Raw genomic sequence first — 13517 nt, forward strand, 5'->3', positions numbered from 1 at the left:
GCTAAGGGATTCGGTTCCCGTCCCCTCCGATTGCGATATTACTATGCATTCTGGACGCGACGCTTCGAACACCAGAAGCGAGTGAGGGAACTATTATTTATTCGGCACCCGTCAGTACGGCGTACAATGGACTACACTGAAGAATCCGACCGAATTGTCGTCCGACTCGACCCCGGCGACGAGGTGCTGGCCTCCCTCGAGACGCTCCGGGACGACGCGGGACTCGAGCAGGGCTTCCTGATGGGGATCGGTGCCGTCGACGAAGTCGTGCTCGGTCACTACGACGTATCCGAACAGGAGTACAACGAGGAACGGTTCACCGGGCAGTACGAGGTGACGAGCTTCCTCGGAAACATCGGTCCCGACAAGATCCACACGCACATCCAACTCGGAGACGAGAACTTCGAGTCCCTCGGGGGCCACTGCTCGGAGGCGGTCGTCTCCGGGACGTTCGAGATCGTCGTCTTCCCGGGCGAGACCTCGCTCACCCACCAGCTGGACGAACGGACCGGACTCGACGTCTTCGACCTCTGAGCCCGGGACCGATTCGGTCGGCCCGATACGGTGCTCTGATCGGGCTCGCGGTCGATCCGCCCGAGTCTCGAGGCGGCGGTCGGCATTTCCGAGACCACTCGAGTCGGTCACGGCTGTGCGACGCCGTGGCACCGACCCGGAACGTCGGATGTGCCGCCGACCGAACCGACGATCGATTGATCGGCGCCGTAGCCAACATTTCGTCGCTCGATTCCCACACCTCGATTGGAAAATGGCTCAAGTACCAGAATAGAATAATAGTGTGAAAATAGACAATCTCGTTCTCTCGAGATGTAGATCAAATCTAACGGTCATCGATACGCGGCACAGTATCGCTTCTAAAACTGCTTCTATGGCACCACTTTTCGACCGCCTAGTACCGAGAGAAATAGTTTATATCCTCGAAAACAGAAGAGAGGGTACAAGGAATATCTCGATAAAACTCCATAAGTTGGCCAATATGGTGGTATTGGGTCAGAAATCGATTACAATATGAATACTCAGTCATTTCCTTACCTCTCTTAGACACTTCTCAAATACCATATGGAGATTGGTACTATATCTGACCGGGTTAGATTCCGGTTGCGTGGCAGAGAAACACGCCGAATAACTACCAGTCGGCCGACGCCCGAGGCAGTCGGTCCGCGACGGTGATACCACTGACGGCGAACCGAACGTATCGAGAACGGAGTTCGACACCGCAGGGAGTATCGAGCAACTGCAGTCGAGAGGTCAGTCGAAACGACGGTGAAAAGCCGAGCGGACCGCTTACGCGAGACCGAGGGTCTCCTCGGCCTCGAGGAGTTCGTGGTACCGGTTCCGGATCGTCACTTCGGAGATGTCGGCGACATCGCTAACGGCGGCCTGCGTGGTCTTCTCGTTGGTCAGCAGGGCGGCGGCGTAGACCGCGGCGGCCGCGAGGCCGACCGGCGACTTGCCGCTGTGGACGCCCTTCTCCTTGGCGTTCTGCAGGAGGGCACGGGCGCGGTGTTCGGCCTCGTCTGAGAGGTCCAGTCCCGAGGCGAAGCGGGGGACGTAGCTCTCGGGGTCGGCGGGCTGGACCTCGAGCCCCAGTTCCCGGACCACGTAGCGGTAGGTGCGGGCGATCTCGTTTTTCTCGACGCGGGAGACGTCGGCGATCTCGTCTAAGCTACGGGGCACGCCGGCCTGACGGGCGGCGGCGTAGACGCAGGCCGTCGAGACGCCCTCGATCGAACGGCCCGGGAGCAGATCCTCGTCGAGCGCGCGGCGGTAGATGACGGAGGCGGTCTCGCGGACGTTCGTCGGCAGGCCCAGTGCGGAGGCCATGCGGTCGATCTCGCCCAGCGCCTGTTTCAGGTTGCGCTCCTTGGAGTCGCGGGTGCGGAAGCGCTCGTTCCACTTGCGGAGACGCTGCATCTTCTCGCGCTGGCGCGAGCCCAGGGAGTTCCCGTAGGCGTCCTTGTTGCGCCAGTCGATGTTCGTCGAGAGGCCCTTATCGTGCATCGTGTTCGTCGTGGGCGCGCCCACGCGGGACTTCTCGTTTTTCTCGGTGGCGTCGAAGGCCCGCCACTCGGGGCCGCGGTCGACCGAGTCCTCCTCGACGACCAGTCCGCAGTCCTCGCAGACGGTCTCGCCGTGTTCGTCGTCGACGACGAGGTTGCCCGCACACTCGGGGCAGTCGAGGTTGCTCTGCTCGCTTTCGTCCGTCGTTTCGGTCGTGTCGTCTGTTTCGTGCTCGGTACGCCGTACTCTTGTGTTCGATGGTGTGTTGCTCATACGATGGCGAATGCTGACCGGCCGAACTAGCTGCAAAAGCCCGGACGGATTCGTTACCTTCCACGTTCAGACACTCGATGGTTAAGGGTTTCGAAATCGCGAGCCGACAGCTCTCGAGAGCGGGTAATTCGCCGGAACTAGTATGAATGATCGGGACAATCATGAGGGGCGTCTCGCCGAACCGGAGCCCCCAACTGCCGCCCCTTCGAACCGCCGCTATGGACCTCGCAGTCGGAAGCACGAACCCGACCAAGATCGACGCCGTCGAACGGACCCTCGAGCGATTCGATCCGACCGTCGTCGACGCGGCGGTCGACTCCGGCGTCCCCGAGCAGCCGTGGTCGATCGAGGAGACCGTTACCGGCGCCGAGAACCGCGCCCGGCGCGCGCTCGCGGCGACCGACGCCGACTACGGGATCGGCCTCGAGGGCGGCGTCGCGCGTATCGACGGCGTCCCGGGGCTCTCGCTGATCATGTGGGCCGCGGCGACGGACGGCGACCGACTGGAACGCGGCGGCGGGCCGACGCTTCGCCTCCCAGACGACGTGGCGCGTCACCTCGAGGACGGGGCGGAGCTGGGTCCGGTAATGGACGACCGCCTCGGCACGGACGGGATCGCCGAGGCCGAGGGCGCCGCCGGCGTTCTGACGGCCGGCCTGACGAGCCGAACGCGAGCGCTCGGCGAGGCGGTCGCGTGTGCGTTCGGTCCGTTCGTCGCGGACGAGTCGAGCCCCGATCGCGTCTAGCGCCGTCGTACCGTGTCACAACCCATCACCGGAGATGACAGACTGACCGGGATCATCATCAGAGACGCGTGATGGTCTATCGCGCCTGATGCTCACCAAAAGACATATATTAACCGCACGTACCAACGGGAGCTTTCTACTCGATTATGGTCCCATTAACTCCCGGCAAAACCGCAAGCGGGCGTCGGGTTAACCGCACGTACCAAACCCCCTAAGGGTGTTCCTGCCATCGAACGAAGTATGAGCACTGCAATGGCGGCCGACCTCACGAGCAAGCAACGCCGTATTCTCCAGTACCTTCGCGATAACGCCGGCACGAAGACCTACTTCAAGTCGCGACTCATCGGCCAGGAACTCGGGATGACTGCGAAGGAAGTCGGATCGAACATTACGGCGCTGCAGGACGGCAACTTCGACGTCGAGATCGAAAAATGGGGTTACTCCTCGAGTACGACGTGGAAAGTTAACGTTTAACGCTCGCGACGTCAGGCGACGGGCGCCATCCGCCGTCCTCTCCGTATTTTCTCTTCGTCATCCGTCCGGTAGCGTAGCAGCCGTTTTTTCACGGTTCGCGGCGTAGGACCGGGCGAGAAATGCCACAGCCGATTCTGTTCGATATGGACGGCGTCCTTCTCGAGGGTCCGGGAACCCACCCGCAGGTGTACGCGGACGCCGCCGACGCCGCCCTCGCCGAACTCGAGGCCGATCCGACGCCGACCCAGCGGGACGATCTTCGCCGAAACGACCTCGAGAACGTCGTAGACCACTGTGGGGCGCTGGGTATCGATCCGGCGCGGTTCTGGGAACTGAAGGAACGCTACGCCTCGCAGGGAACCCACGAGCGACTCCAGGCCGGCGAGCGCGGACTGTACAACGACATCGACGCGATCGAGGCTCTAGCCGAACGAACCACAGTCGGGCTCGTGACCAACAACCGCCACGAGACCGCGGAGTTCGTCGCCGACTACGTCGGTATCGACTTCGCGGTCGTTCGCGGTCGCGATCCGACGTTCGAGGGCTACCGGCGCCGCAAACCCGAACCCGATTACATCGAGGAAGCGCTCGACGAACTCGGCAGCAGCGAGGGGCTCTACGTCGGCGATTCGATCAAAGACGTCACGGCCGGTCGAGCCGCCGGCCTCGAGACGGCGTTCCTCCGACGGTCGCACAATCGCGACCTCGACCGCCCCGCCGAGGCGACGCTCGAACTCGAGTCGCTGGCGGCGCTGACCGATATCGTCTGAAGGGTATCGATCACAAAATCGACGCGTAACGCGCTATTACCGGTGAGTAGTCCGCTCTTAGCCGTCGTACGTGAGGTACTGGTCCGCGTTCCGCGCGAGTTGACGGGCCGCGTCGCCGAAGGAGTCGGCGTGGCGGACGACCAGAACGAGGACCGTCTCGGGCCGTTCGACGGCGTAGCCGTCCTCCCGGGAGAGCAGGCCCTCGTCCTCGAGTTCGCCGGCGTACTTGCTGACGGTCGGCGGCGAGACGTCGAGTACCGCCGCGAGGTCGCCGCCGGTCGCCGCCGGGTTCCGGAGGAGTTCGATCAGCATTCCGCGAGGCGTCTCCCGGCGGAGGTAGCCAAGCGCCTGCTTTTCGAACTCGTCGAACCGGCCGGCCGGCACGAATCGTTTGTAGTCCCCGTCCCGGTAACGCTCGATTACCTCGAGTTCCTCGAGGCGTCGCAGGTGGTGTTGGGTTTCGCCGGTTCCCAACTGGAGATCGTCGCGGATCTTCGAAAAGTGGGCGCCGGGCGTCGTCGAGAGATAGCCGGCAATCGCGTCGCGAGCGTCGCTTTCGCCCGTGTCGGCCGCAGCTGACTCGGAGAGTCCGGCGAGCGGCGACGCTGCTCCGAGCGCGGCGAAGCGACGGAGGGTCGCTCGTTTCTCGTCGTCGACCCCGTTTGATGTCGTCATGCTGTGCTTACTACGAGGAATGGGACGGTACCTAAAACAGGTTTCGCTCCGATTCGTTTCGTGAAGTGTGACAGTCTCTGCGCGATGTTTATGGCGGAATTCGGTTTTCGAAGGGGTCCGGTTTGGGACCAGAAGGTTGGCGGGCGGTTGGTGAACTGCCGCGGCGCGTGGCAGTTAGTTCGTCGTCGAGTCGTCGGCGTCGTCGGCCGACGGTTCGGCGCCGCCGTCGGTTCGTTCCTGGAAGTCCTGATCCATCTCCTCGATGACTGCGTCGGGGTCGGAGATGGTGCCGGCGTCCTTGCCTTCTTTGATCGCTTGGGCTTCCTGTTCCATCGCCTCGAGGTCCATCTCGGCTTCCTCGTCGATCTCGCCGATGATCTCGGCGATGTCGTCGAGGCCGATCAGTTCGCGGGTCTCCTCGTCGAACTCGCGGCTCTCGAGTTCGGCGCCGTTCTCCTTCACGTCGCTTCCCGAGAGGTGCTTCCCGTAGCGGCCGACCAGCGAGGTGAGCTCCTGGGGCATGACGAACGTCGTCGATTCGCCCTGGCCGATGTCGGCCAGCGTCTCCATCCCCTTGTCGATGACCGCGCGTTCGCCCATCGACTCGGCGGATTTGGCGCGCAGGACCGTCGAAATCGCGTCACCCTGGGCCTCGAGGATCTGGCTCTGCTTTTCACCCTGGGCGCGGATGATCTCGCTCTGTTTGTCACCTTCGGCCTTCTCGACGGCGCTGCGGCGTTCACCCTGTGCCTCGAGGATCATCGCGCGCCGTTTGCGCTCCGCGGAGGTCTGTTGCTCCATCGCGCGCTGGACGTCCTTCGAGGGGTTGACCTCGCGGACCTCGACGGACTCGACGCGGATCCCCCACTCGTCGGTGGGTTCGTCGAGTTCCTGGCGGATGCGCGCGTTGATCTCCTGGCGCTTGTTGAGCGTGTCGTCGAGTTCCATGTCGCCCAGCACGGCTCGGAGGGTGGTCTGGGCGAGGTTGGAGACGGCCTTTTTGTAGTTATCGACCTGCAGGAACGCCTTCTTGGCGTCCATGACCTTGATGTAGACGACGGCGTCGGCCGTCACGGGCGAGTTGTCCCGCGTGATCGCTTCCTGACGGGGAACGTCCAGCGTCTGCGTTCGCATGTCGAACCGATAGGTGTTCGAGACGAACGGCGGGACGAAGTTGATCCCCGGCTCGAGCAGTTTGCGGTACTCGCCGAAGACGGTCAGGGCGCGCTTCTCGTAGGCGTCGACGATTTCGATCGCACTGAGCAGTGCGGCGATGACGACGAGGAGGACGAGCGCGCCGACGAGCAGCAGCGCACCCTCGACGGCGGATTGCAATGGAAGTGTTTCTACGACCATATTTCGCTCTTGCGGCGGTGGAGGGAAAAACGTTCCCTTGTTTAGACTACATGTTTGGTCGATCCGATCGGGTCAGCTCGATTTCTCGGTCTCGGTCTCGGTCTCAGCTTCGGGTTCGGACGGCGACTTCTCGTCGACGGCGTCGGTATCGTCGGCGTCGTCCGCCCCTTTCGAGAGCGCGCGATCGATCTCGTCCTCGGCGATCGAGCCGAGCGCCTCGACCGTCAACACGTTGCCGCCGCCGGGATCGAGGACGATGACCTCTTCGCCCTCCTCGATCGTCCCGCCCGTCGACCGGGCGCTGTAGTACGGCGAGAACCCGCCTTCCTCGAGTTTGACCTGTCCCTCGCGGGCCGTGACGGTCTGGGTCACGTAGCCCGTCGCGCCCGCCAGCGAACTCGAGTCGGAGGTCTGGGCGGTGCCCTTGCCGCCGTAGAAGTCGAACTCGCGGTAGACGTAGGCCGCTCCGACGCCGATGGCGAGCGTCAACGCCGCGAGAACGATTGGGCTCAGGGTGAGAGGGACGAGCACGCCGATCAGTCCCGCACCGACCAGTGCGACCCCGATCACGATGAGGTGTGCGCCCGGCGAAATCGCCTCGAGACCCATGAGTACGAGCCCCGCGATCAGGAGCGCGAGCGGCATGTTCCCGACGAGGAGTTCCAGCATACTGTCAGCTAAGTTCTCACCCGGATTAAAGGTTGCCGAGCGACGCCACCACGGGATCGGGGCTACAGGTCGAGAACCGCCGACGAACGCCCGCTGTGGGTGTCGACGGCCGCCTTCGCGGCGAGTCGTCGACGCGTTCGCGCGGTCGCGATCGCGATCACAGCGGGAGGGTCATAACTCGGAGGAGGACGAGCGTCATCGCGACCGCGCCGAGGACGACGAAGATAGCGCTCTCGAGATCGGGATCGCCGGGTTCGACCGGCGTCGAATTCGGTTCGGGCGCGTACGAATCGTCCCCGTCCTCGTCCGCGTCGGCGTCGGCCGCCACGTCGGCGTCCCCGGAGAGATCCAGCGGCACGCGGTACTCGTCGTCCCGAGAGGGGCCGTCGAACCCGTCGTCGCGACGGTCGAAAGCGCTATCGTCGGCACGCTCTCGCCGGTCGTCTCGATCCCACGGGTCGCGGTCGTCCGCGGTCTGCCGATCGTCGATCGAGTTCGTCGCGTCCGGATCGGACGCCGACGAGCCGCGTCGCTCCCCGTCGTCGCCGCCGGCTCCGGCCGCATCGTCTGCCATAGGTGACCGTAACAGCCCCGTCGTCAAAAACCCGCGGGCCCGCGGATCGGTTTTCCCGGAGCGCAATCAGGGCCGGTCGGCCCGTGCGCCGAGATCCCCGCCGTAGACGACGCCGCGCTCGGCGTCGAGCGTCACGACGTCTCCGTCGACGGTTTCCTCGAGGTCGGCGCCGCTGATCATCGGGATGTCCATCTCGCGGGCGATCAGCGCCGGGTAGCCCGTCAGCCCCCGCTGGGCGTCGATGATCCCGCCGATCTTCGTCGGGTCGCCCGTGAACTCCTCGTCGAAGTCGGTCGGCAGCGAGAGGATCGCCCCCTCGGGGACGTCCGTGAGGTCGCCGTCAGTAAGCTCGACGACGGGGCCGGTCACCCGTCCGTCGACGACGACGCGACCGGTCGTCAACGCCTCGGCGGCGACGTGGACCTTCAGCATGTTGGTCGTGTTCGCGCCCTCGAGTTCGGTCATCATGCCACAGAGGACGACGACGGTGTCGCCGCTCTCGGCGACGCCCGCGTCTAGGGCCGCCTGGACGGCTCGCTCGACGACCGCGTCGGCCCCCTGATCGGAGACGCGGGCGTACAGCGGCGTCACGCCCCACGTAAGCGACAGCTGCCGGCGGACGCGGTGACTCGGCGTCGAGGCGACGACCGGCACGCCCGGGCGGTACTTGGCCGTCTTCAGCGCCGTGTAGCCGGATTCGGTCGCGGCGACGACGGCGTCCGCGTCGATATCCCGCGCGAGGAAGCGCGCCGAGCGCGCCAGCGCGTCCGTCCGCGCCTCGCCGGCGGCGGGAACGCGCTGTTCGAGCAACTCGGCGTACTCGTTCGATTCCTCGACCTCGCGAATGATGCTGTCCATCGCGTCGACGACCTCGGCGGGGTGGTCGCCGATGGCGGTTTCGGCCGACAGCATCACCGCGTCGGTGCCGTCGAGGACGGCGTTTGCCACGTCGGAGGCCTCGGCGCGGGTCGGCCGCCGGGCGTGCACCATCGAGTCGAGCATCTCCGTGGCGGTGATCACGGGCGACCCCGCCTCGCGGCAGTTCCGGATGATCCGCTTCTGGATCATCGGGACGTCCTCCATCGGACACTCCACGCCCAGGTCGCCGCGGGCGACCATGATCCCGTAGGACGCTTCGATGATCTCCTCGAGGTTCGCCACCGCACCGGCTCGCTCGATCTTCGCGATCAGCGGAATCTCGACGCCCAACTCCTCTAAAACTTCGCTGACCTCGTAGACGTCCTCGGCGTCGCGGACGAAACTCGCCGCGACGAAGTCGACCTCCTTCTCGGCGGCCAGCTCGAGGTCCTTCCGGTCTTTCTCGGTGACGATGTCCAGGTCGAGGTCGACGCCGGGAACGTTGACGCCCTTGCGGCCGGCCAGTTCGCCGCCGGCGTCGACGCGGGCGCGGACCGAGTTGCCGTCGTGCTCGAGGACAGTCGTCTCGATCAGGCCGTCGTCGAGCAGGATCCGGTCGCCCTCCTCGACGGCGCCGATGGGCAGGGAGAGGCCGACCGTCTCCGAACTCGCCTCGTCGCCCTCGACGAACCGGATCTCGGAGCCGGTCTCGAGGGAGACCGTCTCGCCGTCGGGCAGTGGCGCGGTCCGGATCTCCGGGCCCTGCATGTCGAGCATCACCGCGACGGGCTCCGGCCGCTCCTCGTCGACGGCCCGAACGCGGTCGATCAACTCGGCGCGATCCTCCCGGCTGCCGTGGCTGGCGTTCAGTCTCGCGACCGACATCCCCGCCTCGGCGAGCTCCTGAATCGTGCCTCGATCGCTCGAGGCGGGCCCCAGCGTACAGACGATTTTCGCGTTTCGCATAGGTCGACGTTGCGCGAGTACGGCCAAAAATGGTGGGGTCGGGAACTCGAACTCGAGTTCCCGTTCGTGCCGTCCTGTGCCACGCGAACCGTTTTCCGCTCGTTTGCCGGACGCCGACGTATGGCAACCTACGCGTCGCTCGTCGACGTCGACGATCGGGCCGTCCAGAACGCCCAGGAACTGTCGTCGATCTGGGGCGAGATCAGAACCGAGTTCGAGGACCACGAGGCGGAGATGCTCGACTCGTACGCGATTCTGGGACGGCACGACTTTCTCGTCCTCTTCGACGCGGCGGACCGCGAGTCGGCGTTTAAGTCGGCATTGACCCTCCGCCGGCACGGACTGTCGGCGCAGACGATGGAGATCGTCGACACCGACGACTTCGCGAATCTAGTCGACGAAATCTGACGGCGTCGAGCGCCGCCGTTCCGCGGTGGTGTCGATACGCTACGCGCCCGACGGCAACAGATCCGTGTGGACGACGGCCCGGTACTGTTCGTTCGTCGCGGCCTCGAGTCGGCCGAGGAGGGCGGTGGCGTCGGCAAAGCTCTCGGGGAGTTCGAAGGAGTCATCGGCGTCCTCGTCGCGCCGTTTACAGCGCTTGACGAACGAGAGCAGCGTCGGGTACGTACCGCCTCGGGCGTAGACGACGCCGATTCCCTCGCTCACCTGCTCGGCCCAGTGGTCGACGATCGGCTCCGTCTCGACCCGCGGTCGCTGCTGTTTCTCGGCCAACTCCGCCGCGTCGATCTCGGTCTCGCCGAGGACCTGATCGAAGGCCGCCTCGAGTTCCTCGGCGTCGTCGGCGGGCGACGGCGCGTCGGCGTCGGCCGCGAGCAACTCGCGAAACGCCTCGATCTCCGACCGTCGGACGGCGACGGGGTAGACGAAGTCGTGGGTCTCCTTCGGCAGTTTGTACGATCGCCCGTCCACGCCGCTCTCGCCGGGACCCGATTCGCCCAGCATCAACTCGAGTATGCCCATACTCGAAAGAGACACCGGAAGTCGAATAAGTGTTCCGCGGCCGTCTCGCGGTTCGCAGCCGAGGGCTGCTTCGGGGTCACCGATTCCGCCGTGCGGACCGTCGACGCCTTACCATTCCTCGCCCAGCGCCGCCTTCACGCCGCCGAACCCGCTCGCGGTCGTCCACGTTCGGCCGCTCGCCGCGTGCTCGACCTCGTAGGCGCCGCCGCAGGCGCCACAGCGGTACCGGTCGGGCGCCTTCACGGGCTTCGAGGCGCGGTGGCGCCGCGCCTCCCAGTCGCAGTCGTCGTCGCGACAGCGGAGGACGTACCGGGGGTCCGAAAACGACTCACAGTGACGCGGCGCCTCGAGTCGCGACGCCTGCTCGCGAAAGCGCGACCCGTGTCCCGACTCGCCGAACCGCTGGAACTCCCAGGCGTGGACGAGTTCGTGTCTGACGACGCCGGCGAACGTTTCCCAGTCGTACCGCCGGTAGGCCGCCCGCGTGAGCACGATCGTCGCCACCTCGCGGTCGGCGTCCCAGCGACACGCCCCGGCGCGGCGGCGTGCGCGCGTCGAAACGTCCCACTCGAGGGCGTCGCGATCGACCTCGAGGTCGTGGGCCTCGAGAACCTCGCGGGCGTGGATCCGCGCGCGGGCGACGATTTCGTCGTCGACCGTGAGGGCGTCCTCATCGTCGTCGGTCACGGACCGACGAACGAAGGCGGATTTCGAGAGCGTTTCGATCGAACTCGAGCGCGACGAGGGTGGGACTTCGCGACTTTCACTCGAATCGAGGTGATGCGTACCGCGTTCCCTCGAGCGGAATCGACGCGAATTGCCGTTCGAGTACCGATTCTGGAAGAGCCGGTTTTCAGACACGAGGTGACGGGCCCGCTTCTCAAATAATGCGAAGCGGGTTGGCCGAAGCGCGATCGGGAAGACCCGATCGTGATCGGTCCGGAGTGTTCCAGTCAATATCCTCTGAGCGTGAACTCGCCGAGCCTCGTGTACGTGGTTATCCCCGACGGATGGGGTACCTCGTCCGGTCGGCCTTCCATCAGCAGCCAGGCGAAGACCGCCTCGCCCTGGATGAGTTCGTCGTCGACGTACTGGGCGGGATGATAGAACTCGAACTCGGCTTCCGGATCGAGGGCGCGGATGGCGTCGCCGATTTCGCCTTCCTTGGGGCGGACGACGACGACTTCCTTGAGATCGTCGAGCGCGAGGGTGATGCTCTCGGGGCCGTCGGGGTTCCGGAACCGGACCAGCGTCTCCTCGTCGCCCGTGAGGTAGAATTCCGTCTCCGGCGTGGTCCACTCGCTCCCGTCGAAGATCTGTGTCTCGACGCCGTCCGTCGTTCCAGGAGTCGGCCGGGTTACCCACTTCGAGACGTAGAAGATCGTCGGCCCGCCGTACTCCGCGTCGCGGTAGGTCTGGAACTCCGTCACATAGCCGGGGCCCTGACGCTGCCAGACCGGCATGAAGACGCCGTCCTCGTAGAAGTCGTAGTTGATGTAGTAGTTGTACGGGGCGAACCGATGCCCGGAGTGGAAGTCACGGGCGTTCGGGACCGCGCCCGTGTGAAAGTGCGTCCGAAGTCGGAATCCGCGCGGATGCTCGGGGGTCTCCGGATACTCGGTCGTCCCGAGCACACCGGGACCACCGAAGTCGTTGCTGTGGATGTCCCAGTAGAGCAGTTCCCCGCTGAAGACGGGCTCGTCGTCGGGAAACATGAACTCGCGCGTGTTGCGGCCGTTCCGCTCAGGAAGGGCGTAGCCGGTCGACGTGCTCACCGGAGCAATGTACTCGAACGCCGGTTTCCCGTTGTAGGTCGCGCTGACCTCCGCACCGACGGTTCGCGGACCCGACCACTCGACGGACCATCCCGCGTCCTCGATGACTTCGTCGACGCTTTCGACGCGGTGGTATCCCTCCGGTGCAGTGATCTGTGGCCGTTGCATCATCGGCGGTTCCGGGACGCTACCGAGAACCGTCTCTCCGTCCGGATTCATCCCTCGTGCGAGTTGTTGCGGTGGGTGTTCGGCGAAATCCTCGACGAGGACCACGTCCAGGAGTTCGATATCGTCGCCCGCGACGTTGATGAACGTGCTCACGACGTTGAGTTCGCCGTCCTGCATCACGTAGTACATCGCGGGCGAGACCTCCCCGTGGGCGTAGTCGCCGTAGGCGGTGATGATCTCCGCGGCCTTCTCCATGGGGTACCAGTCGTTCCCCTCGAGGTGTTGCCAGACCTCGTCCTGATCGAGGACGTACTCGTGGCGTCGACGTCCCTCTTCGTCCGGATAGTCGCGGTTCCACGTTACATCGATCGGGTCGGTGATGTGGAGCGCCTGTAGCTCCTCCGTGTGCCGATCGACGAGACCGTAAGCGACCTGCCGTTGCTCCGCCGTGACCTCGAACTCCCCGGATTCGCGGCCACCGTCGACGCTCATTCCGGTCGTTCCCTGGACGCTGATGGCGTCGAGATCATTGGTTAGCGGATCGTAGGCTTCGAACGACGCAATCCACTCGCTCGCCACGTCGTTCACCGCTGGGTCCGCGAGTAGCGTTTCGACTGCCTGTCGCTTTCGGTATCCCCACAACTCCTTGTATCCGAAGTCGCTGACGTCGCGCGGACCGATACGACGTGCGTTCGCGATCCGATCGCCCGGTTCGGGCGGATCCTCCGATTCCGGCTGCCCTTCGACGCTCCCGTCCGAACAGCCCGCGAGGGCGCTCCCCGTCGCGACGCTCAACGCCGCTACGAATCGACGTCTACTGACGTTTCGAAGCGTGCTTTGTATGCCTTGCTTTCCCATACCACGAACAGTGCCTCTTGGAAGTCTTCTACTTACCCAATAGTATCCTGAATATTCTATCGGTAATGTTCCGAGTATCCGTCGGTAAAAATCAGTGATTTACTTCCAGTCCGTTATCTACCTGTGAGAGGCAATCGTACTGCTCATAGCATCGCGAACGAAATAGAGTCGCAATGAGTTACCGTCTCGCGGAGACACGTTTCTCGGTAATCGTGCAACCGAACGAACCGTTTGCTTCGGCGGGGACCATCCATGACCGCCAGTGATGACACACTCCCGATCGCTCGCAGTCCGGACCCGGACGACCCCGTCGTCCCCGCCGCGCTCGTCCTCACCGCGGCGTTCGAGGATC

14 protein-coding genes are annotated in these 13517 nt (G+C 64.7%); 5 read left to right on the forward strand and 9 right to left on the reverse strand.

The genetic code is table 11. The annotated features are described in order from the left end of the window. Positions 1 to 126: 126 nt before the first annotated feature. The gene (locus C477_RS19205; RefSeq protein WP_008896215.1) at positions 127 to 534 is read left to right on the forward strand and encodes a PPC domain-containing DNA-binding protein; all 408 of its coding nucleotides are present in this window, start codon (positions 127 to 129) and stop codon (positions 532 to 534) included. 768 nt (positions 535 to 1302) lie between these two features. Here the strand turns inward: C477_RS19205 and C477_RS19210 are convergent. Further along, positions 1303 to 2292, reverse strand: coding sequence for a transcription initiation factor IIB (locus C477_RS19210; RefSeq protein ID WP_008896216.1), 990 nt, complete (start codon positions 2290 to 2292; stop codon positions 1303 to 1305). A 218-nt stretch (positions 2293 to 2510) separates the two neighbouring features. Here C477_RS19210 and C477_RS19215 point away from each other — a divergent pair, with 218 nt between their 5' ends. From C477_RS19215 to C477_RS19225, 3 genes are all read left to right on the forward strand, one after another. Next, complete coding sequence (locus C477_RS19215; RefSeq protein ID WP_008896217.1) at positions 2511 to 3038, forward strand: DUF84 family protein; 528 nt, start codon at positions 2511 to 2513, stop codon at positions 3036 to 3038. 240 nt (positions 3039 to 3278) lie between these two features. Continuing rightward, positions 3279 to 3512 carry a DUF7123 family protein gene (locus tag C477_RS19220; RefSeq protein WP_083870329.1) on the forward strand — a complete coding sequence of 78 codons (234 nt, stop codon included), beginning with the start codon at positions 3279 to 3281 and terminating at the stop codon, positions 3510 to 3512. Between the two features lie 119 nt (positions 3513 to 3631). After that, positions 3632 to 4282, forward strand: coding sequence for an HAD family hydrolase (locus C477_RS19225; protein ID WP_049914682.1), 651 nt, complete (start codon positions 3632 to 3634; stop codon positions 4280 to 4282). 57 nt (positions 4283 to 4339) lie between these two features. On the opposite strand, the gene C477_RS19230 is transcribed toward C477_RS19225, so the two are convergent. The 5 genes from C477_RS19230 to pyk all read right to left on the reverse strand — a co-directional run bounded on the left by C477_RS19230 (position 4340) and on the right by pyk (position 9380). Beyond that, a complete protein-coding gene (locus tag C477_RS19230; protein ID WP_008896220.1) occupies positions 4340 to 4957 on the reverse strand; it encodes a winged helix-turn-helix transcriptional regulator in 618 nt (205 codons plus the stop codon). A 174-nt stretch (positions 4958 to 5131) separates the two neighbouring features. Continuing rightward, positions 5132 to 6313: an SPFH domain-containing protein gene (locus C477_RS19235; protein ID WP_049914684.1), complete on the reverse strand. Its 1182-nt coding sequence runs from the start codon at positions 6311 to 6313 to the stop codon at positions 5132 to 5134. Positions 6314 to 6385: 72 nt separating this feature from the next. After that, on the reverse strand, positions 6386 to 6982 hold the full coding sequence (locus C477_RS19240; RefSeq protein WP_008896222.1) for an NfeD family protein: 597 nt from the start codon (positions 6980 to 6982) through the stop codon (positions 6386 to 6388). Between the two features lie 157 nt (positions 6983 to 7139). Further along, on the reverse strand, positions 7140 to 7556 hold the full coding sequence (locus tag C477_RS19245) for a DUF7312 domain-containing protein (RefSeq protein ID WP_008896223.1): 417 nt from the start codon (positions 7554 to 7556) through the stop codon (positions 7140 to 7142). A 66-nt stretch (positions 7557 to 7622) separates the two neighbouring features. Further along, entirely contained in the window at positions 7623 to 9380 is a 1758-nt protein-coding gene (pyk, locus tag C477_RS19250; protein ID WP_008896224.1) for a pyruvate kinase, read from the reverse strand. A 120-nt stretch (positions 9381 to 9500) separates the two neighbouring features. Between pyk and C477_RS19255 the strand changes: the two genes are divergently transcribed. Beyond that, a complete protein-coding gene (locus C477_RS19255) occupies positions 9501 to 9788 on the forward strand; it encodes a GYD domain-containing protein (protein ID WP_008896225.1) in 288 nt (95 codons plus the stop codon). 39 nt (positions 9789 to 9827) lie between these two features. On the opposite strand, the gene C477_RS19260 is transcribed toward C477_RS19255, so the two are convergent. From C477_RS19260 to C477_RS19270, 3 genes are all read right to left on the reverse strand, one after another. Continuing rightward, entirely contained in the window at positions 9828 to 10364 is a 537-nt protein-coding gene (locus tag C477_RS19260) for a hypothetical protein (RefSeq protein WP_008896226.1), read from the reverse strand. 108 nt (positions 10365 to 10472) lie between these two features. After that, entirely contained in the window at positions 10473 to 11051 is a 579-nt protein-coding gene (locus C477_RS19265) for a SprT family zinc-dependent metalloprotease (RefSeq protein ID WP_049914685.1), read from the reverse strand. 266 nt (positions 11052 to 11317) lie between these two features. Beyond that, on the reverse strand, positions 11318 to 13102 hold the full coding sequence (locus tag C477_RS19270; protein WP_008896228.1) for a hypothetical protein: 1785 nt from the start codon (positions 13100 to 13102) through the stop codon (positions 11318 to 11320). Positions 13103 to 13517: the final 415 nt, after the last annotated feature.

Source organism: Haloterrigena salina JCM 13891 (genome assembly GCF_000337495.1).
Taxonomy (GTDB): domain Archaea; phylum Halobacteriota; class Halobacteria; order Halobacteriales; family Natrialbaceae; genus Haloterrigena; species Haloterrigena salina.